The organism is Pseudomonas sp. LS1212, assembly GCF_024741815.1.
Lineage (GTDB): Bacteria > Pseudomonadota > Gammaproteobacteria > Pseudomonadales > Pseudomonadaceae > Aquipseudomonas.
On record NZ_CP102951.1, the window covers coordinates 2,765,550 to 2,783,991 of the forward strand.

Below are 18,442 nucleotides of genomic sequence, written 5' to 3' on the forward strand. Positions count from 1 at the left end.
ATTGCCTCGGCCTTGCATTGGCAATGCCGGGCGGCAAGCTTCTGGCGATTAAACGAATACATATTCGAGGGCTTCTTCTGGCGCCGGGTAGGCGCTGTCGCGGGCGAACTGCACAGCCTCTTCGATCAATCCTTTGGCGCGCGCGTCGATTTCAGCGGCAAGGAGCTCGGTCAACACGCCCGTGTCGAGCAATTGCTGGCGGTAGCGCGGTATCGGGTCTCTCTTGAGCAGCGCGGCTTTCTCGCCTTCGGGGCGGTATTGCTCGCCGTCGCCCATGAAATGGCCTGCCAGGCGATGGGTCTCGATCTCGATCAAGGTGGGCCCTTCACCGGCGCGGGCGCGGACGATGGCCTGGGCGGCAGCGGCGAAGACGGCGTCTACATCATTGTCGGCCACGTACACACCGGGCATCCCATAGGCTGCAGCGCGCACATAGTGATGTTTAATCGGGGTGGCGCTGCACTTGGCCACCGAGATGCCCCAGGCGTTGTCCTCGATCACAAATACCACCGGCAGCTTCCACAGTGCCGCTAGGTTCAGGGTTTCATGGAAGGCGCCCTGGTTTGCAGCACCGTCGCCGAGGAAGGCGACTGCGACACCGGGTTTGCCTTGCATATGCCGCGACAGTGCTGCGCCAACCGCCGGGCCCATGCCTTCGGCGATGATCCCGGAGCAGGAAAAGTTCACCCGTCCATCGAACAGATGCATATGGCCGCCGCGGCCGCCACTAAGGCCAGTTTTCTTGCCGAAGATCTCGGCCATCATCTCGTTCAGATTCACACCCTTGGCCACGGCGATGTGATGCGGCCGGTGAGTGGCGGTCACGATGTCCTCGGCGTTAAGGTGTGCGCAAACGCCGACGGCACAGGGTTCCTGGCCGTTGGACAGATGCATCTCGCCGGGAATCGGGCCTTTGGCCATATTGAAGACGGGTGTCTTGCCTTCCATGTAAATGCGCTCGATGGCTTCCTCCATATGGCGGCTGACGAGCATCTGCTCGAACATCCAAAGGCGCTGCGCGTTGCTCGGTACGGTCATGAGGTCGACTCCATGAGTGGGGTTGGGAGGCATCACAATGCGCGCTGACTGAGCAGCGTGCCGATGTGGTTGGCCTGGCGCAGGGCCAGGGCAACAATGGTCAGGGTCGGGTTCTGCCCGCCGCTGGTCGTGAATTGGCTGCCGTCGGAAATGAACAGGTTGGGAATGTCATGGCTCTGCCCCCACTTGTTCACCACGCCGTCACGCGCCTTGGCGCTCATGCGGTTGGTGCCCATGTTGTGGCTGGCTGGGTAGGGAGGCAGTTCGATTACCTCGGTCGCACCGGCCGCTTCATAGCATTTGGCGGTCTGTGCCACGCCATGCACACGCATCGCCGCGTCGTTGACGTGATCGCCCTTGTACACACGCGGGATCGGCAGCCCGTATTGATCTTTTTCACTGGGATGCAAGGTGATGCGGTTGCTCTCCACCGGCATATCCTCGCCGCACAGCCAGACGCCGGACATGTAGTCGTACTTCTCCATCTGGGCGGCGAAACGACGTCCCCAACCCTTGCTAGTGGGGTCGAGGAACGCGGAAAGAAACGGCAGGCCCAAGGAGAGAATCTCCATTCGATAGCCGCCGATGAAGCCGCGCGAGGGGTTGTTGTAAGACTCGTCGGAAACCACCCCGGCGCAGGTGGTGCCGCGGTACATGTGAACCTTCTTGGGCATCACGCCGAAGATGCCCGCAGTGGTATGGGTCATGTAGTTGCGCCCGACCTGGCCAGAGGAATTTGCCAGGCCATCGGGAAACATCGATGAGGCGGAGTTGAGCAGCAAGCGCGGCGATTCGATGGAATTACCGGCCACGCATACCACTCGCGCCTTCTGCCTCTGGATATTGCCCTTGGCGTCTGCATACACAACGGCATTCACCTTGCCCTGGGCGTCGTGCTCGATCTTCAGCACCATGGCTTCAGAGCGCACTTCGCAATGGCCGCTGGCCTCAGCGCGGGGAATGTCGGTGTAGAGCGTCGACCACTTGGCCCCCATGCGGCAGCCTTGCATGCAGAAGCCGATCTGCACGCAGGGCGCGCGGTCGTCATAGGGCTGTGTATTGATTGCCATGGGCCCGGCGAGGATTTCCTTGTAACCCACGCGCTTGGCACCGGTGGCGAGCACCTTGAAGGAGTTGTGCCATTGGTGGTACGGCATTCCGGTGCTCTGCCCGGTGACGCCCATATGCTGCTCGGCCTTGACGTACCAGGGCTCCAGCTCCTCAAGAGTGAGCGGCCAATCCAGCAAGTTGGCTCCCTGCAACTCGCCGTTGACACTGCGCATCTTGAATTCGAAATCACGAAAACGCAGAGAAATGCCGGCCCAATGCACGGTACTGCCACCCACGCCCTTGACGATCCAGGCCGGCAATTGCGGGTTGTCTTTGCTCAGGTGCCAGGGCCCTGCAGCTTCACGTTTGTCCAGCCAGGAGATTTTCTTGAACATCGCCCATTCGTCGTTCTCGAAATCGCCAATGCCGTAGCGCTTGCCTGCTTCCAGTACCACCAAATTGATGCCCTGTTTGGCCAGGGCATTGGCCAGCGTGCCGCCACCGGCGCCCGAGCCGACGATGACCACGACGCTGTCGTCGTCATGCGCAAAAGTTGTCATTGTCTGTACCTCATATTGTTCTTGTTGTACTGCGAGCGTGCGTGTGCGATGCGCCGATTCAGAGCCAGTCGATATCGTTGTAACCTCGATTGAGATACCCACCTTTTTCCCAAGAGGAGCCCTCGTAGCCGAACAGCGGAAACAGTGTCTTGTTGTCATAAAGGCCGAACATCAGCGCGGTGCGCACGGCGCTGAAGAACGGTGTTTCTTCGATGGCTTCCAGCAATGCGACACGCTGGGCTTCTTCAAGGCGGTCGAATGACATGTCATAGGTTTTCATCGAGCGCTTTTGTAAATCACCGAGCCCCTGATCGATCAGCGTGGGCTGTTCTTTAATCAGCGTCGCCAGCGGGCGAATGTAGTACTCGTCGGTGATGCGATCATGGGGGTAAACGTCTCGTCCCATGCGCAGCAGGCCGGCGGGTAGCTCAGGTGCAGTCTCATCGGCCAAAAGCTTTACCGGGATCAGTTGTGCGACCACGGCGGTTGCGCCCAATGCAAGCAGTGATTGACCGGACAGAGACATGAAACGCCTGCGACTGAATCCAGTGTTGGGGCGCAAAGAATCATGCATGGCAGAGCTCCAGGCTTTTGCCGGCACATCTGCAGGGTGGGAACAGGTGTGACCAGCACTTTTTGTTATGGTTTCGAGGCGTTTATTTTTGCCCCTCATACGCCTATTTGCAGTTTGTATGCCAATATCTTGGATGTTCTTTAACCTAATGATTTAAATGGATTTTTTATTTAAATAGAATCCAATTAACACGTGTGATAGATCAGCTGTAAAGCAATGCCCATTACAGCTGTAAAGCGACTGTAATCTGGTTTACAGCGTCGGTCGGTTCAGCGTGGGGGGGATAGAGAACAGGTAGCGTAATGAACTGAGCACGTCCGGGATGTGCTCAGTACCTGGTTCACTTATTGGGTGTGCGAGGATCCCACAGTAGACGGCTGTGATTTTTTTCGTAGTTAAGGCCGGCAGGGAAACTGACCAGCTCCATCTGCAATCCCCACGGGGCAAGGAAATATACCCATGTCAGGCCAGCCGCAGGACCTTCAGTAAAGGTACTCGGCGTGCCGAGAACGCTCACATTTCTAGACTTCAGGTAGGACACTGCCATGTCCATATCATCGACATAAAACGCCAAGTGGTGACCACCAATATCGCTATTTCTAGGCGGGCGGTGGTTTTGCTCCGGCGCTGTATATTCAAATACTTCCAGGTTAGTGCCGTTGCCACAGCGTATCATTTGGAAGTCTTTGATCGTGGCGCGAGGGTGCACATTCAAATGCCGCTCCATCCAATCGTCCTCGAACTTGAACGCGCCAAAGTTGAAATAAGCTTCGCAGCCGAGTACCTCTACAAAAAAAGCCGTCGCTTCACGCAGGTTCGGTACGGTTATGCCTAAATGCTGCATTCCTCTCATGCCTGGTAGCGTACCGGGCTGCGCGGGTGATGTATTAACTGGGCTCATGGATCACTCCTGGTAGGAATAGAAATTGATTTGGCATGGCGCGTGCTAGGGCAACTGCCAACCTTGTTACAGTTGTAATGCGGCCGATTGTTGTGACGCAGACATCGTTATGCTCGGAAATCATTAACATCGCTTTTAATCGCCTGAGTTAAGACGACAGGTGTTTTGATTTTCGTGCCTAGGGGCCAAGAGTGAGTTCTGTTCGAGAAAGATGTTGCCGGTAGCAAGCGTAGAGCTTGCCTGCCATGGACCAGGCACCTGCAACTACCTCATCCAGTGCCACGTGGCTATCCTGGCGACAGCTGATCTGGATGCCGCACTGTAGGTAGAACGTGTTAACCACCTCCACCATCGATTGCCGCTGATTCTCCATAAGCACCGCCGCATGCGCCAACACCACACAGCGCCCGTCGCTTTGGCGACGACGCCAACGCTGGGCGGTACCCACCAGTTTGCGGTGCTCAAGGTTGACGTTGTAACGCCCGTCGCAGAACGCGCCTGCGACTTCGCCGAGGTTCGAGCAAAGGTCAAGGCGATGCAACCAGTGCTGCAATGGCTTGCACAGACGCAAATAGGCGGTCTCAATGCGAGTCGCTTCGTCCTCCCATACAGGCAGGGCATAAGCCAATGCGATATTGAGAACGGCGGCAGACTGCGGCACGGGTTCACCACCGGTATCACGCAATGCGACTGGCCAGCCTCGTGCTGCACACTCGTGTCGAGCGGCATCGAAGTCCGCCTGACGGCTCAAGCGGCGCGGCATAACCAGCGCTGAATCGAGTGGGCGCCAGAGCAGCAATGCACATTCGAGCGATCCGGCAGAAACCCGCTCCAGCAACAGACGTTCCGCATCCAAACCCTCTTCAACCGACAGCCGTTGTATTGGGGATTGATCAGGCAGGGACATGAAATGCTCGTGACGCCATCCTGCGTTAGGGCGCAAATAATCATGCATGGATGAACTCCAGGCTATGGCCGGCACATCTGCAGGATTACAGGCAGGCGTGGCCAGCACTTATTGTTATGGTTTTCTATTCATCAAATATGACTCTGGTAGTGTCATAGGCAGCATGCGTGCCAATTGCAGGATGGATCTGTAAGTTATTGTTTTTTATATGTTTATTTATTCTGCTGTAGGAAAAAATTATTTGCCTGGAAAAGCACTGTAAAGCGTTTGTGTATTGAATGTGTAACATCGCTGCCGGCTCTTTACACAGTCGATCTACCGATGAGTAGGGTGGGCGGCCAGGGATTCATTGGCGTAGTGTTCCTGTGGGAAGTTCAGCGTGTTGGCCTGGGCCTTGCTTACTGAGTGACGACTACCACTCTCGCCTGCAGCAAGTCACCTCCAGTTCGTTCTCGAGTATGGGTTCATCCTGGCGTTGGCTGGCTCGCGCTCATCGTAACGGAGCATCTCGTGAACACTCAGCAAACTACCGACAAACCGCTAAAAGTAGAAGCCGGCATAAAGCTGCGCGGTGCCGAAAAGGTCGCCCGTATTCCGGTCAAGATCATCCCGACCGAAGAACTGCCGAAGAAGCCGGACTGGATTCGCGTGCGCATCCCGGTTTCCCCGGAGGTCGACCGCATCAAGCAACTGCTGCGCAAACACAAGTTGCACAGCGTCTGCGAAGAAGCCTCCTGCCCGAACTTGGGCGAGTGTTTCTCCGGAGGCACCGCGACCTTCATGATCATGGGCGACATCTGCACCCGTCGCTGCCCGTTCTGTGATGTTGGCCATGGCCGGCCAAAACCCCTGGATGTCGATGAGCCGATAAACCTCGCCGCGGCCATTGCCGACCTGCGCCTGAAGTACGTGGTCATCACCTCGGTCGACCGTGACGACCTGCGCGACGGTGGTGCCCAGCACTTTGCCGATTGCTTGCGGGAAATTCGCTTGCTGTCGTCGGGTGTACAGCTGGAGACCCTGGTCCCGGACTATCGTGGGCGCATGGACGTGGCGTTGGCCATCACTGCGCAAGAGCCGCCAGATGTCTTCAACCACAACCTGGAAACCGTGCCGCGCCTGTACAAGGCTGCGCGTCCAGGTTCGGACTACCAGTGGTCGCTGACCCTGCTGCAGAAATTCAAGGAACTGGTGCCTCACGTGCCGACTAAGTCCGGGCTGATGCTGGGGCTGGGTGAAACCGACGAAGAAGTCATCGAAGTGATGCAGCGCATGCGCGAGCACAACATTGACATGCTGACCCTGGGCCAGTACCTGCAGCCATCGCGCAGCCACTTGCCAGTGCAGCGCTTCGTGCACCCGGACACCTTTGCCTGGTTCGCCGAAGAAGGCTACAAGATGGGCTTCAAGAACGTCGCTTCCGGCCCGCTAGTGCGTTCGTCTTACCACGCCGACCAGCAGGCCCATAGCGCGGAGGGCTGAGTTGTAGTCACTGCACCTAGCACCCAGGCAGATGCTCTCAACGACATCGCGATCAATAGTAATGCCTTTCACAAGGGCATGGGCGGGAGCCTTAACCATGTGGGCAGTGCTGTGAATCGCCACAGACGGTAACCTTCGGCCTTGATCAATGCGAAGAGCGCCTTGGCGCTCCTACGGCTCTGCTTTGCTCGAAACGAATCGGCTTTGAGTGCCTGCTCGAGTATTTCGTGAAAGGGACTGAGCTTGTTGAAGGTCGCGCGCCGCTGGTAGACCGGCTGAATTGCTTCGGGGGCTCTGACCCATTTTCGGATGGTATTGCGCGACAACCCCGTACGTTTGGCTATCTGATGCAGCGACAGCTTGTCGCGAAAATACATCCGCCGAATTTTCCCCATCATTTCCATGCTAATCACCCTGTGCTCTCCTGCTCAAAAATTGAGTAGGAGCAGTTGAACACCTGGGTCAGTTTTCGGTCAGCGGCAACACCCTTGTGCGGCCCAAGTCTCGAAATCCAGCGGGTTGCCACGATTAAAAATCATGGCGTTAATCGATGAGCTGCCGCCAAGGACTTTGCCAGGTTTTCGTCGATCACCCGGTTGTTCAAGTGCGGTTCCGGGCCAGACTCGCATTGCCAACCCAAGCGTTTGCTGCCGTAGGCGAAGGGCAGGGCGGCAGGCATATCGATGATTAACGAGCGGTCACGCCCGCCGGCTTCCACCAGCAATACCTTAAGTTTCGGGTTTTCGCTCAGTCGCGAGGCAATGATGCATCCCGCTGAGCCGGCCCTACCTTGAAAAACGCCGGTGTGGTAAAGCCGCTGTCAAAAGGAACGGACGCCACGGTTTTATTCTTTGTCGCGACCAGTGTTGCCCTCTGGGTAAAATATTTTCTTAGCGACTATAGCCTTGCAAACGTGCAGCCCATAGCAGCTTTGGAATTGGTGGTAGCAGCTACGCTAATGGCATTGGGGTACATCGGTTGGAATAGAGGGTTGCTGACTGGCAACTTGCTTTTTTTGGCAGCTGTTTCCTACTCGGCGCCCGTTCTCTCGTCATTGATGAGCATTATCATTCTGAGCACAGGGTTGCAGATATATTTTTGGCAAGGGGCTGCGTTAGTAACATTCGGCTCGCTGTGCTGCTGGTGGGCAACTCGACGCTGATGTACCTTGGTGCAGGGAAGGATTACCAGCCAACGCAAGGAATCCAATGAGTATGGATCCCGACTTGCTCGCATACGCATTGGTTGTCGCCGGGTAAAAAATATGGACGTCGCCTAAGGGAATCATTTGCGATAGCTGCCGGTCACTGGCGGTTTTGGACGTACTGCATGGCCGCCAATTGGCGGCCTGGTTAGAGACGCTAGCGGTGCAAACAGCTATGCACTCTGGCGCGGATCACACGGCAGGAGTTTTAGTGGATCGCCTTTAGCCTGTTTTATAGATCGATAACTAAGTCCGACGTGGGCTTGCTACAACAAAGCAAGCGCAGACCTTTGTCGATCTCACGTTGCCTGATACCACCGTTGTGGTTCATTTCTACCGTGCCCTTCAACAGTGCGGTTTTGCATGTTCCACAGACTCCTTGGCTGCAGGAGGATGGAACGATGGCGCCCGCTTTTTTTGCAGCCGACAAGACCGTCTGATTACTTGGCATAGTGAAGGTTTTGCCGGATCGTGACAGGGTCACGGTGAAAAGCTCCTCCGGGTTAAGCGAAGGAGCTCGCTCAATTAGCGGTTCTTCATTCAATACAGCAATGTCGAAGCTTTCCTGGTGATAATGGCCGAAATCGAATTCTGCCTCCCTGAGCAGCGATTTGACCGCGTCCATGTACCCCTGAGGCCCACACGTAAAGACCTCGCGTTCCTTAAAGTCGGGCACCTGTTGGTGTAACAGAGACAAATCCAGCCTGCCGATCGGTTGCTGCCATCCCGCGTTATCGCCGCGTCCTTCGCAAATGTTGATAACTCGTAAACTAGGCATGCTGGTTTGCATGCTCATCAACTCCTCATAGTAGATGATGTCTACGGGCGTACGAGCGCTATGGACGAAGACAATGTCGAGGTTTCCTGCCATATCGAAGACAGCTCGGGTCATTGACATCAATGGTGTTACGCCAGAACCTGCGGACAGGTACAACAATTTAGTCGCAGGATGGCCAACAGGTGTAAAGCTCCCCGCAGGGCCCGAAGCCCGCAGGTTATCTCCGGGGTTTAGATTGTCATGCAACCAGTTGGACACGGCTCCGCCAGGCACGCGCTTGACGGTAATGGAGAATGCGAAGGGCCGAGTAGGGGATGACGACACGGTATAACACCGAGCTACAGTCTGACCCGCGATGACTGGCGAAATGGTGATGAATTGCCCCGGTTCGAAACTCAGCGCGCTGAAGTCAGCACACCGAAAAATAAACGTCTTTACATCATGCGTTTCCTGTCGCACAGCGCAACACTGCAATGTTTTCTGTTCGCCGCTGTTCCATTGTGAGCCAAACGCGCCCCAAGTCTCTGGGTCTGTAAATCGTTGAGTTGCATTAGCGGTTTCAGGGGGCACTAATCTTTCATAAGTAGTCATGTTCATGACTCACACGCCATGCGCGGTCAAGCGCGCGGCATACCAGCGAGAGAACTGGTCGACATAGGATTCGGTGAACGCCGAGAACGGCCCAGGCGTGTAAGCAGGGTCTTGAGTGCCGCTATGGGTAATTCCAACGAGGTTGGCATCTTGGAGATTTGTTGCAGCCCATACTTCGGTCAATTTATCCACTTGGTAGTCGACGCCCTCGATGGCATCCGCATGCACGAGCCACTTAGTCCGCACCAACGTTTTGTCAGGAGCCAGCGGAATAATGTAGGAGACTACTGCATGGTCACTCATGATGTGAGTCCACGAGTTGTGCGTCCAGAGATGCATGTCGCCCAAACCACGGCGGGTGAGCTCACCAAACAGGCGGGTGCACGCCACACGGGTATCAAGCGTTTGGGATTCGCCGTTGCCTGCAATCACCAATCGCTGAGAGCGGAATTGAGTCACCGCTTCTTCACCCAAGTGTTCGATGGCGTCACAGATATAGCCTTCGCTCTCCCAATTCTCCTTGGTTTCAGCGTTACGGCGATGATATTCCTCCAATGCCTGAAGTGAATCCTCACCGAGCCCATCTGTGCAAAATCCGAAATCTTCAGGCAAGAAAGAAGCTGTCAGTTCAGGATGGGTGCCGGCACAATGATAACATTCGCGGTTATTCTCCATTACCAGCTTCCAATTGCCGTTCTCGATGATTTCCGATTCGTGAGCAATCTTTGAACGGGTGATGTCATATTGAGCGAAGCGCGGCGTCATCATTTGGTCAAGGTACAGAATGTCTTCTGGCGGCTCGTCGCCCAAGCAGACGAAGATATGTGTGCCGATAACCTTGGTATGGACAGGGATCAGGCTTTTGCATTTAGGATCAAAGCTCTGACCCATGTGGGCCGCATGTTTTAAGCTTCCATCTAAATCGTAGCTCCACTGATGATAGGGGCAAACCAACATGCCCACCGTCGATTTGCCTGCCTGTTTCAAGCGAGCCCCGCGGTGACGACATACATTACGAAAAGCCTGCACATGCTCGTCATCATCGCGTACCAGTATGATGGATGACTTTCCGATATCAATTGTAGAAACATCACCGGGTTCGGGAATGTCGCCTGTGACTCCAACCAAGATCCAATGTTTGGTGAAAAAAATGTCTACGTCGGTCTCAAAAATATCTTGGCGACCAAACAAGTCGCCAGGCATACCATGTCCGGGCGTGCGGTCGGCTAGAAGTTCGCGATGCGTTTTCACGGTAGTAATAGTCATCATCGGTCTCGCTCAAGCTAATAGTCAATAAGTGGCGGCAGATACAATATCGAAAGAGAGGGTTACCCCGTCAACGTGCTTTATTCTCACATTCGCATGCCTCAGGGTTATGCGAAAAGCGGTATTCAAAGCTTATAAGAATTATCAATGCTTTAGCTGGCTATCGTCCCGTAGCCAATCGACTAACGTATGCACCGTAGGGCCAAGTTCTCGACCGTTTGGAACTACTACGTAGTAAGCATCTTTGGGCTTAACGACGTATGGCGTTATTCTTACTAATTCGCCATTGTTGAGCAAGTGCGCGACTAGCCGGCTCCAGCCAAGTGCAATACCATGGCTTTGAATTGCAGCCTGAATCGTGTCGTTGTAAGAGCTACAGCGAAGTGAATAATTGAGTTTAGGGCGCATGTCGCCGAGTTCCCGGCACCAGCTATTCCAAGTCATCCATCCTTCAAGGGTCGCATCTGAATCAATGAGCTCCATGTGAAAAAAATCATCTATTGATGTCGGCGCCGAGTGTGCCGCCAGCCATGACGGAGAGCAAACTGGAAACACCTCTTCATCGAATAAAAAAAGAGAGTTTCCATCCTCCCATTTCCCATTGCCGAAACGGATTGCCAGGTCGATGTCATCACGATATGCATCCGGGGTCAACAACTGTGTAATCAATCGTAACTGTAGTTTCGGTTGAGTCATGCGGAGCGTGACTAATCTCGGGAGTATTCTCAAATGAGAAAAGGCCCCGGTGCATGCCAGAACTATCTCCTGATCACCGATTCCTTCAGAAATTTTGTCGAATACGCTTGCCATCCTATAAATGGATTCTGCAATGACCGAATGAAGTATGTAGCCTTCGCCAGTTAATTTAATAGCACGATGAAGTCGATGAAATAGCCTTGTTTCTAAAGCTTCCTCCAGCAGCTTAACTTGTTTGCTAACCGCCGCCTGAGTCACGCCTAGCTCTTGAGCTGCCAGTGTAAAGCTACCGAGTCGTGCCACTGCTTCGAACTCCAGCAAAGCAGTCATGGATGGTATTAGCCGGCGATAGCCTTTGACTTTTTTATCTATTTCGCTGGGTTGCATGTGCACGCTCCAGGGCTAATACCTAATTAATAGCGGTTGCGGCTTTGCGCGGCGACGCTCAGTAGAGTGTCGCCGCTCAATCATGCGACCGATGACTCTTTCACTGTTTCGGAAGGAATGGGGGGCGATACGTTATGCCCTAGTAAGGCGCGATACAGTTCCCTGTCGCCCAGTACACCTACAACAGTATTGGTCTCATCCTGTACGATTAGTGGATTGCCAGTCTCGTAGCGAATCTGAAGCGCGTCTCTCATGCTGGTGTCTGGTGGTACCAAAGTCACCTGTCGGCGTAGGGTGTCGATCCGCTTAGTGGGATTCCATGTTTGCGTCTCTGCGGCCATTGCACCCCGTCGGATGCTGGCCAATCGACGTGATTGGCTCATTACCATCCAGAGATTTTGAATGGAATCCAAGCAATACTCATCACGAGCGAAAACGCACTGATCCAGCTCGGTCATCAAACTCTTCGCACACAGCACATTCAATGGGTTGGTATGAGCGACGAAGTTGCGTACGTAGTCATCGGCCGGGTTCAGCACGATCTCTTCGGGCCTGCTGTATTGAATGATCTTGCCGTCTTTCATGATGGCAATGCGCGTTCCTAGCTTCAGTGCTTCGTCCAGGTCATGACTAACGAACACGATTGTCTTGTGCAGTTTGCGCTGCAGATCGAGCAGTTCGTCCTGCAGACCCTGGCGAATCAGCGGATCGAGAGCAGAGAAAGGCTCGTCCATCAGCAGAATATCTGCATCCATCGCCAGTGCGCGAGCTAGTCCTACACGCTGCTGCATGCCCCCTGATAGCTCATCTGGCTTCTTGTTGCGCCATTGGGTCAATCCCACCAGCTCAAGTTTCTCATCTACCAGCTTGCGTCGTTCCTTCTCTGGACGACCTTGCATCTCCAGGCCGAAGCTGATGTTCTCGCGCACCGTGAGCCAGGGCATCAGGGCGAACTTCTGAAACACCATAGCGATTCGCTTGGTGCGCATCATCTTCAGTTCAGCAGGGGTGCAGGATGCGATGTTGATCTGCGAGCCTTCGTGCTCGACGAACAGCTTGCCGCGGCTGACGGTGTTCAGGCCGTTGATGCACCGCAACAGGCTTGATTTGCCGGAGCCTGATAGGCCCATTAGCACGCAGATCTCACCCTTGTTGATTTCCAGGTTGGCCTTTTCCACGCCCACAACCAAGCCAGTCTTTTTGAGGATGTCTGGGCGCGAAAGGCCTTGGTCAAGCAATTCCAGAGCGGGTTTCGGGCGGGCCGAGAAGATGACGTCGACATCTTCAAAACGGATGATGCTCATACGTCACCTCCTTTCATATTTTCACGTTGCTTGCAGATACGGTCGAGCATGATAGCTAGCAGCACAATAGCTAGGCCTGCTTCGAAGCCCAGCGCGATATCGGCGGTGTTCAGCGCATTCACCACGGGTTTGCCGAGACCATCGGCACCGACCAGGGCAGCGATTACTACCATGGACAGTGACAACATGATGCATTGAGTGATGCCAGCAGCAATGCTGGGCATGGCGTGAGGCAGTTCGATGCGCGCCAACAACTGGCGGTGTGAACAGCCGAAGGCCTTACCGGCATCCATCAACTCTTCTGGAACATCACAGATACCGAGATAGGTAAGGCGGATCGGTGCGGCAATGGCGAATACCACCGTGGATATCAATCCTGGAACTACTCCCAGGCCGAAAAGAGTGAGGGTTGGGATCAGATAAACGAAGGTGGGCACGGTTTGCATTAGGTCGAGTATCGGTCGAAGGGCCGCGTAAAACCAAGGGCGATGAGCCGCGACGATGCCTAGTGGGACGCCGATGATCACGCACACAAGAGTGGCAAATGTAACTTGGGCAAGGGTCTCCATGGTTTCTTGCCAGTAGCCAAGATTTAATATCAGCAAGAATGAGCAGGCGACAAAGAGTGTGAGGCTTACCTTGCGCTGGATGTAATAAGCCAAGAGTGCGAATAAAGCTATCAACGCTACGGGGTTGAACCAAAGGAGCGCTTGAGTAAAAACAGTTATGACTCCAGACAGTGCGAGCGATATGGAGTCGAATACTCCTGCACCATGCTGAGTTAACCAATCGACAAACTGGGCAATATGCTCGCCCAACGGAATTTTATCTTGTGTAATCCACATATCGTTAATCCGGCTGATGGAAGAAATTATCCGCGAACACAGCCGTCCGGGAATAGGGCTCTACAGCTGATCCTATCGCGCGGTGTGCTCGAAACTCAGTTGTCACTGGACAACGTCTGGCTATCTAGCGATTTTTCGATTTTTATCTGGCTTGAGCATCTATTGCCTCGTTTCAAACGGTTGATACTTGTGCGCCAAGGTCTCAGGCAGCACGAAGAGACTCCGCGATTAATTCGCGATAGCAGTCATCAAGGTTTGGGCAGTGGATGGATAACAGGTGGAAGGACTGACAAAGGCAATAGCCCTGGCATTCTTTGGCCAGTTGTCAAACGGCTTCGAGAGGATTTTAATCTATGGTTCATGATGGCGGCTCGCTGTTGTTTTAGTTTGGAGTCCTTGCCTGTAGGAGATGGTTATACAAACGCACCTCGCTGACAAACGATTTTATGTCAATATCCTATGAGTTTTTGTAATTAATGAATCCGGTTTGTTGCATTAGCCATTCTTGAAACCTGCTCACAATGTATTGGCTGCCGCCCCGGTCTGCGCGCTCCAAAAGACAAAACTTTACCTCGGTTTTGTATAGTTCAATCACGCAGGAAGCTGTCATCAAAGGGGTAATGAGTCAGCAATTCGTAGCCGTCCTCAGTCACTAACAGCTGGTTCTCCAGCTTGATCCCGTCGTGTCCGCCCACCTCACCGACATATGCTTCGACACACAGGGCCATGCCCACTTGCAACTCGCCTTCGTAACCATACGTTTCCAAGTCTTCCGGATAGCGGATGCAGGGGTACTCGTCGCATAAACCCACACCATGGAAAAGCACGCCGTAACGCTGGGCGCGGCACGGCTCGGGCAATCGATGGGCCCTGGTGGTCAGCTCGGTAAAACGAGCGCCTGGCTTGATCAGTTCGATGTTGCGTGTGACATGCTCATGGGCAATTCGATATAGGCGCTTCTGCTCAGCGGTTGGCTCAAGGCCCCCGCAGATCCAGCTGCGCGACATGTCGACGCACATGCCATATGTTCCGATCAGGTCAGTGTCGAACGACAACAGGTCGCCGTCGCTCAATACCCTTGGGCCGGACTCCTGATACCACGGGTTGGTGCGCGGGCCGGAGCTGAGGATGCGTGTCTCGATCCACTCGCCGCCACGGCGGATGTTGCCAGAGTGTAAAACAGCCCAGATGTCATTTTCAGTGGCACCGGCGCGCAGAGCTTGGTGCATTTCGGCCACGGAAGCTTCGCAAGACGCGACAGCGCAGCGCATGGCCTTGATCTCTTCAGGGCCTTTTATCATTCGGGCAAATTCCGTCACCTCTTGGCCACTGCAGATATCCACACCCAATGCATCAAGCGCCCGCACCCCAGCGACCTCTATGCGGTCTACCGCAAGACGACGATTGGTTCCGGCGTGCTGACGCAAGAGATCCTCAAGCTCGGCGGCGAAATGCCGTGCGTGCTCCTCCGTATGCTCGCCGGTTTCGAAATAAAAGAAAGACGCACCACTACGTAGCTCGCTGACCAGCGGCAGATGAGCGGAAAGGTGATCACAACCGTGGAAATCCCACAGCACCACGTACCCACTGGCCGCAATGAAACATGCGCGCGCGGGATTGTGGGAAGTCCATAGTTGCATGTTTGTAGTGTCAGTGGCGTAGCGAATGTTCAGTGGGTCGAACAGCAAAATACCGCCCAAATCACGAGATACCAGTTGTTCGCAAATGCGCTGCAGACGATATTCGCGCATGGTCGGCAAGTGTGGCGGTTGCAACCCTAGACGCGCCCATTCGGCGAAAGCCAGGGGCGTGGGGCCGATCTCAACGCGGTCGTTGTCTTCGACGGAGCCGTCGGCCTTCAGCGCGAAGGCACGCCGTCGGGCTGGGTCGATGCGACGTGCGTTAGGGGGAATGGAATAAGGCAACGTCATCATCGTATCAGTTGTCCTGGTTTTATTGTGATGAACGGCCGCGCTCGACTCGATTGGGAGGCGCTTAGCTGCCTGGCGGTTTTTTGATTCTTATTTGTCTTGGACATATATTGCCTCTTTTCAAACGGTTGATAGTTTTGTGCCAACGGCTCGGACACAAGGAAGTCTGTGCGAGGTTTTCGCGGCAGCAGTTATCAAGGTTTGGGCAGGGGAGATGGAGTAAGTGGAGGTTTTGAAAGGGAGAGTTGCCCGGCATTCTTTGGACGGGTGTCAACGGCTTCAAGAGGAGACGGATCTATAGTTCATGATGGCGGCCCGCTGTTGTTTTAGTTGGCTGGTTCCTGCCTCAAGGAAATAATTATATAAATATGCTTCTGTGACAAACTATTTTATCTCATTAGTTTATGAGGTTTTGTCATCAGTGGGTGCGGCCTGTTGGATCAGCCATTCTCGAAACCTGCTCACGATGTATTGGTTGCCGACCCGGCCTTTGTGCTCCAAGAGACAAAACTTTGCCTCGGTTTGCAATACTTCGTCGACCGGCTTGACTAAGTCACCAGTTTCTAGATGGTTTCCAACCAAATGTGACCAGGCTAACGCAATACCCTGTCCGGTCAAGGCAGACTGAATCAGCATCGAATAGTTGTTGATGTTCACCCTGTGGCGAGGGGCTCGAGCCTCGTAGCCAAGCCGCTCAAACCATTCTGGCCAACCTATCCAGTCTCGTTGAGGATCATCGAGCCATAACCACGTTGCGGAGTCTAGCTGATCGATATGCCTTATATGAGGGTGTTTGTCTAAATACTCTCTGCTGCAGACTGGGAAAACCTCCTCTGAAAACAGTGGGGTAGCGGTCATCCGCGAGGGTGGGGTGCGGCAGTAGTACAGCGCAATATCGCAATCGAGGCGAGAGTGGTCTTTGACACGGTCATAAGCCACGATTCGAAGGTCGACGTCCTCGTTCAGGCGTTGAAAGTCTCCAACCTTTGGAAGCAACCAGAATGAGGCCATGGCTGAGCTGGTCATGACTGTAATTTGCCGCCCACCTTGCCAGCGTCGGATTTCTTCGGTGCCTCTGGCAAGTTCCTGCAACATCAAATGCACAGTCCCATAGTAACGGCTACCCACCGGGTTTAGGCTGACTTCACGGGTGTTTCGTTCAAACAAGCTTTCGCCAAGGTATTCCTCCAACAGCCTTATCTGCCTGCTGATAGCCCCCTGAGTTACGTTCAGCTCCTTAGCGGCGCAAGTGAAGCTCAGATGGCGTGCGACAGCCTCGAAAACAACCAAGCTATTGAGAGGAGGCAGCGGTTGGATTTTCATGGTGTTTGATCTCTCGACGCCGAGGCGGGAAGTCAATCAAATGTACTTTAGTGTACATTTGGATGACATCATAGTACAGTAAAATCACGCATATTTGAAGAAGGTGAAACGACATGTCCCAGATAGGGAAGGGTCGTGGTAAGGCCCAGGATACAGGTTGGCGCGGGTCGCCGGAGGGGTGGCTGGAAGCTGCCTATGACGCTCTCAAGGAGTCGGGCATCGATGCTGTTCGGGTCATGCCGCTAGCCAAGCGCCTTGGCTTATCACGAACCAGCTTCTATTGGTTCTTTGAGGATCGCGAGCAATTGCTAGCTGCCTTATTGCTACGCTGGCGAGATACAAATACTGGTGGGTTGATCCGGCAGTGCGAAAGCTATGCGGAAAGTATTTCCGAGGCGATCCTGAATGTCTTTGAATGTTGGCTCAATCCAGAACTATTCGACTCGCAATTCGAGTTTGCAGTGCGCAGTTGGGCGCTTCAGTCAGATGAGGTTGCTGAAGAGGTCTCGACCGTAGACGAACAACGAATGAGCGCTTTGGCCAGCATGTTCAAGCGCTTTGGCTATGACAGCCAAGGTGCTGATGCCCGGGCCCGAACGATTTATCTTACTCAAATCGGCTATATCACTATGAAGACGAATGAGGGGATCGTAGAGCGTTTTCACCGTATACCTCATTACGTAAGCATTTTTACTGGCAAAGCACCCCAAAAACGCGAATTGGATCGCTTCTATGGCAAATTCGGTTATGCCGAAAAGGAACCTGGGGTCTTCGTCGCTTTAACCGACACCTTTGAGGAGGCGGCTGCAAATGACTAATGAAACCCTTGGGATCATTGGCGGAACGGGTTGGTTGGGCGGATCGATCGCCAAAGCAGTGCTTGCGAAGGCACTATTACCGGCTGGCAACTTGATCATTTCTAACCGTTCAGGCAGCCACCCGCTGGCGCAAAGCGGCGCCTCCTTGGCCACTGATAACCAAGACTTAGTGGATCGCTGCGACCTGGTCATAATCGCGGTTCGTCCTGATCATTTCGCTAGCTTGAACATCAGCGCGGAAGGCAAAACGGTCGTATCGTTGATGGCTGGGATAACGGCACAAGCTATTGCAGAAGCTACCTCAGCTACGACAGTTGTACGGGCAATGCCCAACGCGGCGGTGGAAATTGAACAGTCCTTTACGCCTTGGTATTGCTTCGGAAGGATAGATGCATCAATGAGGAGTTTGGTGCAGCGCTTATTCGAGTGCGTGGGTGTTGCAGCGGAGGTTCAAGATGAGGACTCCATTGATTACCTCTCTGCGCTCTCTGGCACTGGCCCTGCGTTCCCTGCGTTGTTGATGACGGCCCTGGTCAGTCAGGCAATTGCCGCGGGCATACCTGCCGATATCGCGCAACTTGCCGCGAAAAACGTGGTGGTAAATAGCAGCCAGCTGTTGGTCAGCCACGATGCTCAGGAGATGATAGATGCCTTGGTGGCGTACCGAGGTGTGACTGCCGCCGCTTTGCAAACGATGATTGATGGGCAGTTCGAGGAACAAATTGGTAGGGCGCTGCAAGAAGGGGCTGCCGTCGCCCGTAATGGGCTTCAATCTTAATAAGCCGAA

General features: G+C 54.1%; 18 protein-coding genes and 1 pseudogene. 4 read left to right on the forward strand and 15 right to left on the reverse strand.

The window, feature by feature from the left end:
* Positions 1-48 precede the first annotated feature (48 nt).
* The 5 genes from NVV94_RS13085 to NVV94_RS13105 form a co-directional block, all read right to left on the reverse strand.
* Positions 49-1,038: a thiamine pyrophosphate-dependent dehydrogenase E1 component subunit alpha gene (locus NVV94_RS13085; protein WP_258447527.1), complete on the reverse strand. Its 990-nt coding sequence runs from the start codon at positions 1,036-1,038 to the stop codon at positions 49-51.
* Between the two features lie 32 nt (positions 1,039-1,070).
* Complete coding sequence (locus tag NVV94_RS13090; RefSeq protein ID WP_258447528.1) at positions 1,071-2,648, reverse strand: GMC family oxidoreductase; 1,578 nt, start codon at positions 2,646-2,648, stop codon at positions 1,071-1,073.
* 58 nt (positions 2,649-2,706) lie between these two features.
* Positions 2,707-3,321 (reverse strand): gluconate 2-dehydrogenase subunit 3 family protein, encoded by a 615-nt coding sequence (locus NVV94_RS13095; RefSeq protein ID WP_258447529.1) that lies wholly within the window; start codon positions 3,319-3,321, stop codon positions 2,707-2,709.
* Positions 3,322-3,562: 241 nt separating this feature from the next.
* Positions 3,563-4,123: a VOC family protein gene (locus NVV94_RS13100; RefSeq protein WP_258447530.1), complete on the reverse strand. Its 561-nt coding sequence runs from the start codon at positions 4,121-4,123 to the stop codon at positions 3,563-3,565.
* A gap of 178 nt (positions 4,124-4,301) precedes the next feature.
* Positions 4,302-5,078 (reverse strand): biotin/lipoate A/B protein ligase family protein, encoded by a 777-nt coding sequence (locus NVV94_RS13105; protein ID WP_408733472.1) that lies wholly within the window; start codon positions 5,076-5,078, stop codon positions 4,302-4,304.
* Between the two features lie 462 nt (positions 5,079-5,540).
* Here NVV94_RS13105 and lipA point away from each other — a divergent pair, with 462 nt between their 5' ends.
* A complete protein-coding gene (lipA, locus tag NVV94_RS13110; protein ID WP_258447531.1) occupies positions 5,541-6,512 on the forward strand; it encodes a lipoyl synthase in 972 nt (323 codons plus the stop codon).
* Between the two features lie 128 nt (positions 6,513-6,640).
* Here lipA and NVV94_RS13115 read toward each other — a convergent pair.
* From NVV94_RS13115 to NVV94_RS13120, 3 genes and pseudogenes are all read right to left on the reverse strand, one after another.
* A pseudogene (locus tag NVV94_RS13115) lies at positions 6,641-6,907 on the reverse strand (helix-turn-helix domain-containing protein); the annotation flags it as partial.
* Between the two features lie 78 nt (positions 6,908-6,985).
* A complete protein-coding gene (locus NVV94_RS26905) occupies positions 6,986-7,051 on the reverse strand; it encodes a hypothetical protein (protein ID WP_408733503.1) in 66 nt (21 codons plus the stop codon).
* The gene (locus NVV94_RS13120; protein WP_408733532.1) at positions 7,048-7,230 is read right to left on the reverse strand and encodes a hypothetical protein; all 183 of its coding nucleotides are present in this window, start codon (positions 7,228-7,230) and stop codon (positions 7,048-7,050) included. The genes NVV94_RS26905 and NVV94_RS13120 overlap by 4 nt, the downstream gene beginning before the upstream one ends.
* 72 nt (positions 7,231-7,302) lie before the next feature.
* On the opposite strand from NVV94_RS13120, the gene NVV94_RS13125 reads away from it, so the two are divergent.
* Positions 7,303-7,674, forward strand: coding sequence for a hypothetical protein (locus NVV94_RS13125; protein ID WP_258447532.1), 372 nt, complete (start codon positions 7,303-7,305; stop codon positions 7,672-7,674).
* Positions 7,675-7,948: 274 nt separating this feature from the next.
* Here NVV94_RS13125 and NVV94_RS13130 read toward each other — a convergent pair whose 3' ends face one another.
* The 7 genes from NVV94_RS13130 to NVV94_RS13160 all read right to left on the reverse strand — a co-directional run bounded on the left by NVV94_RS13130 (position 7,949) and on the right by NVV94_RS13160 (position 16,837).
* Positions 7,949-9,085 (reverse strand): FAD-binding oxidoreductase, encoded by a 1,137-nt coding sequence (locus tag NVV94_RS13130; RefSeq protein ID WP_408733504.1) that lies wholly within the window; start codon positions 9,083-9,085, stop codon positions 7,949-7,951.
* Between the two features lie 9 nt (positions 9,086-9,094).
* Positions 9,095-10,351: an aromatic ring-hydroxylating dioxygenase subunit alpha gene (locus tag NVV94_RS13135; RefSeq protein WP_258447694.1), complete on the reverse strand. Its 1,257-nt coding sequence runs from the start codon at positions 10,349-10,351 to the stop codon at positions 9,095-9,097.
* A gap of 144 nt (positions 10,352-10,495) precedes the next feature.
* Positions 10,496-11,434, reverse strand: coding sequence for a LysR substrate-binding domain-containing protein (locus NVV94_RS13140; RefSeq protein WP_258447534.1), 939 nt, complete (start codon positions 11,432-11,434; stop codon positions 10,496-10,498).
* Between the two features lie 80 nt (positions 11,435-11,514).
* Positions 11,515-12,738 (reverse strand): choline ABC transporter ATP-binding protein, encoded by a 1,224-nt coding sequence (gene choV, locus NVV94_RS13145; RefSeq protein ID WP_258447535.1) that lies wholly within the window; start codon positions 12,736-12,738, stop codon positions 11,515-11,517.
* Complete coding sequence (gene choW, locus NVV94_RS13150; RefSeq protein ID WP_258447536.1) at positions 12,735-13,583, reverse strand: choline ABC transporter permease subunit; 849 nt, start codon at positions 13,581-13,583, stop codon at positions 12,735-12,737. The genes choV and choW overlap by 4 nt, the downstream gene beginning before the upstream one ends.
* 587 nt (positions 13,584-14,170) lie before the next feature.
* Positions 14,171-15,517, reverse strand: a complete 1,347-nt coding sequence (gene dddP / locus NVV94_RS13155) for a dimethylsulfonioproprionate lyase DddP (RefSeq protein ID WP_258447537.1) — start codon at positions 15,515-15,517, stop codon at positions 14,171-14,173.
* A 399-nt stretch (positions 15,518-15,916) separates the two neighbouring features.
* A complete protein-coding gene (locus NVV94_RS13160) occupies positions 15,917-16,837 on the reverse strand; it encodes a LysR substrate-binding domain-containing protein (protein WP_258447538.1) in 921 nt (306 codons plus the stop codon).
* A gap of 113 nt (positions 16,838-16,950) precedes the next feature.
* Between NVV94_RS13160 and NVV94_RS13165 the strand changes: the two genes are divergently transcribed.
* Both NVV94_RS13165 and NVV94_RS13170 read left to right on the forward strand, forming a co-directional pair.
* Positions 16,951-17,655 (forward strand): TetR/AcrR family transcriptional regulator, encoded by a 705-nt coding sequence (locus NVV94_RS13165; protein ID WP_258447539.1) that lies wholly within the window; start codon positions 16,951-16,953, stop codon positions 17,653-17,655.
* Complete coding sequence (locus tag NVV94_RS13170) at positions 17,648-18,433, forward strand: pyrroline-5-carboxylate reductase (RefSeq protein ID WP_258447540.1); 786 nt, start codon at positions 17,648-17,650, stop codon at positions 18,431-18,433. The genes NVV94_RS13165 and NVV94_RS13170 overlap by 8 nt, the downstream gene beginning before the upstream one ends.
* Positions 18,434-18,442: the final 9 nt, after the last annotated feature.

Coding starts and splice junctions, on each gene's coding strand:
- NVV94_RS13085 (WP_258447527.1), bottom strand. CDS start 1,038: ATGACCGTACCGAGCAACGCGCAGCGCCTTTGGATGTTCGAGCAGATG.
- NVV94_RS13090 (WP_258447528.1), bottom strand. CDS start 2,648: ATGACAACTTTTGCGCATGACGACGACAGCGTCGTGGTCATCGTCGGC.
- NVV94_RS13095 (WP_258447529.1), bottom strand. CDS start 3,321: ATGAGGGGCAAAAATAAACGCCTCGAAACCATAACAAAAAGTGCTGGT.
- NVV94_RS13100 (WP_258447530.1), bottom strand. CDS start 4,123: ATGAGCCCAGTTAATACATCACCCGCGCAGCCCGGTACGCTACCAGGC.
- NVV94_RS13105 (WP_408733472.1), bottom strand. CDS start 5,078: ATGCATGATTATTTGCGCCCTAACGCAGGATGGCGTCACGAGCATTTC.
- NVV94_RS13130 (WP_408733504.1), bottom strand. CDS start 9,085: ATGACTACTTATGAAAGATTAGTGCCCCCTGAAACCGCTAATGCAACT.
- NVV94_RS13135 (WP_258447694.1), bottom strand. CDS start 10,351: ATGACTATTACTACCGTGAAAACGCATCGCGAACTTCTAGCCGACCGC.
- NVV94_RS13140 (WP_258447534.1), bottom strand. CDS start 11,434: ATGCAACCCAGCGAAATAGATAAAAAAGTCAAAGGCTATCGCCGGCTA.
- choV (WP_258447535.1), bottom strand. CDS start 12,738: ATGAGCATCATCCGTTTTGAAGATGTCGACGTCATCTTCTCGGCCCGC.
- choW (WP_258447536.1), bottom strand. CDS start 13,583: ATGTGGATTACACAAGATAAAATTCCGTTGGGCGAGCATATTGCCCAG.
- dddP (WP_258447537.1), bottom strand. CDS start 15,517: ATGATGACGTTGCCTTATTCCATTCCCCCTAACGCACGTCGCATCGAC.
- NVV94_RS13160 (WP_258447538.1), bottom strand. CDS start 16,837: ATGAAAATCCAACCGCTGCCTCCTCTCAATAGCTTGGTTGTTTTCGAG.
- NVV94_RS13165 (WP_258447539.1), top strand. CDS start 16,951: ATGTCCCAGATAGGGAAGGGTCGTGGTAAGGCCCAGGATACAGGTTGG.
- NVV94_RS13170 (WP_258447540.1), top strand. CDS start 17,648: ATGACTAATGAAACCCTTGGGATCATTGGCGGAACGGGTTGGTTGGGC.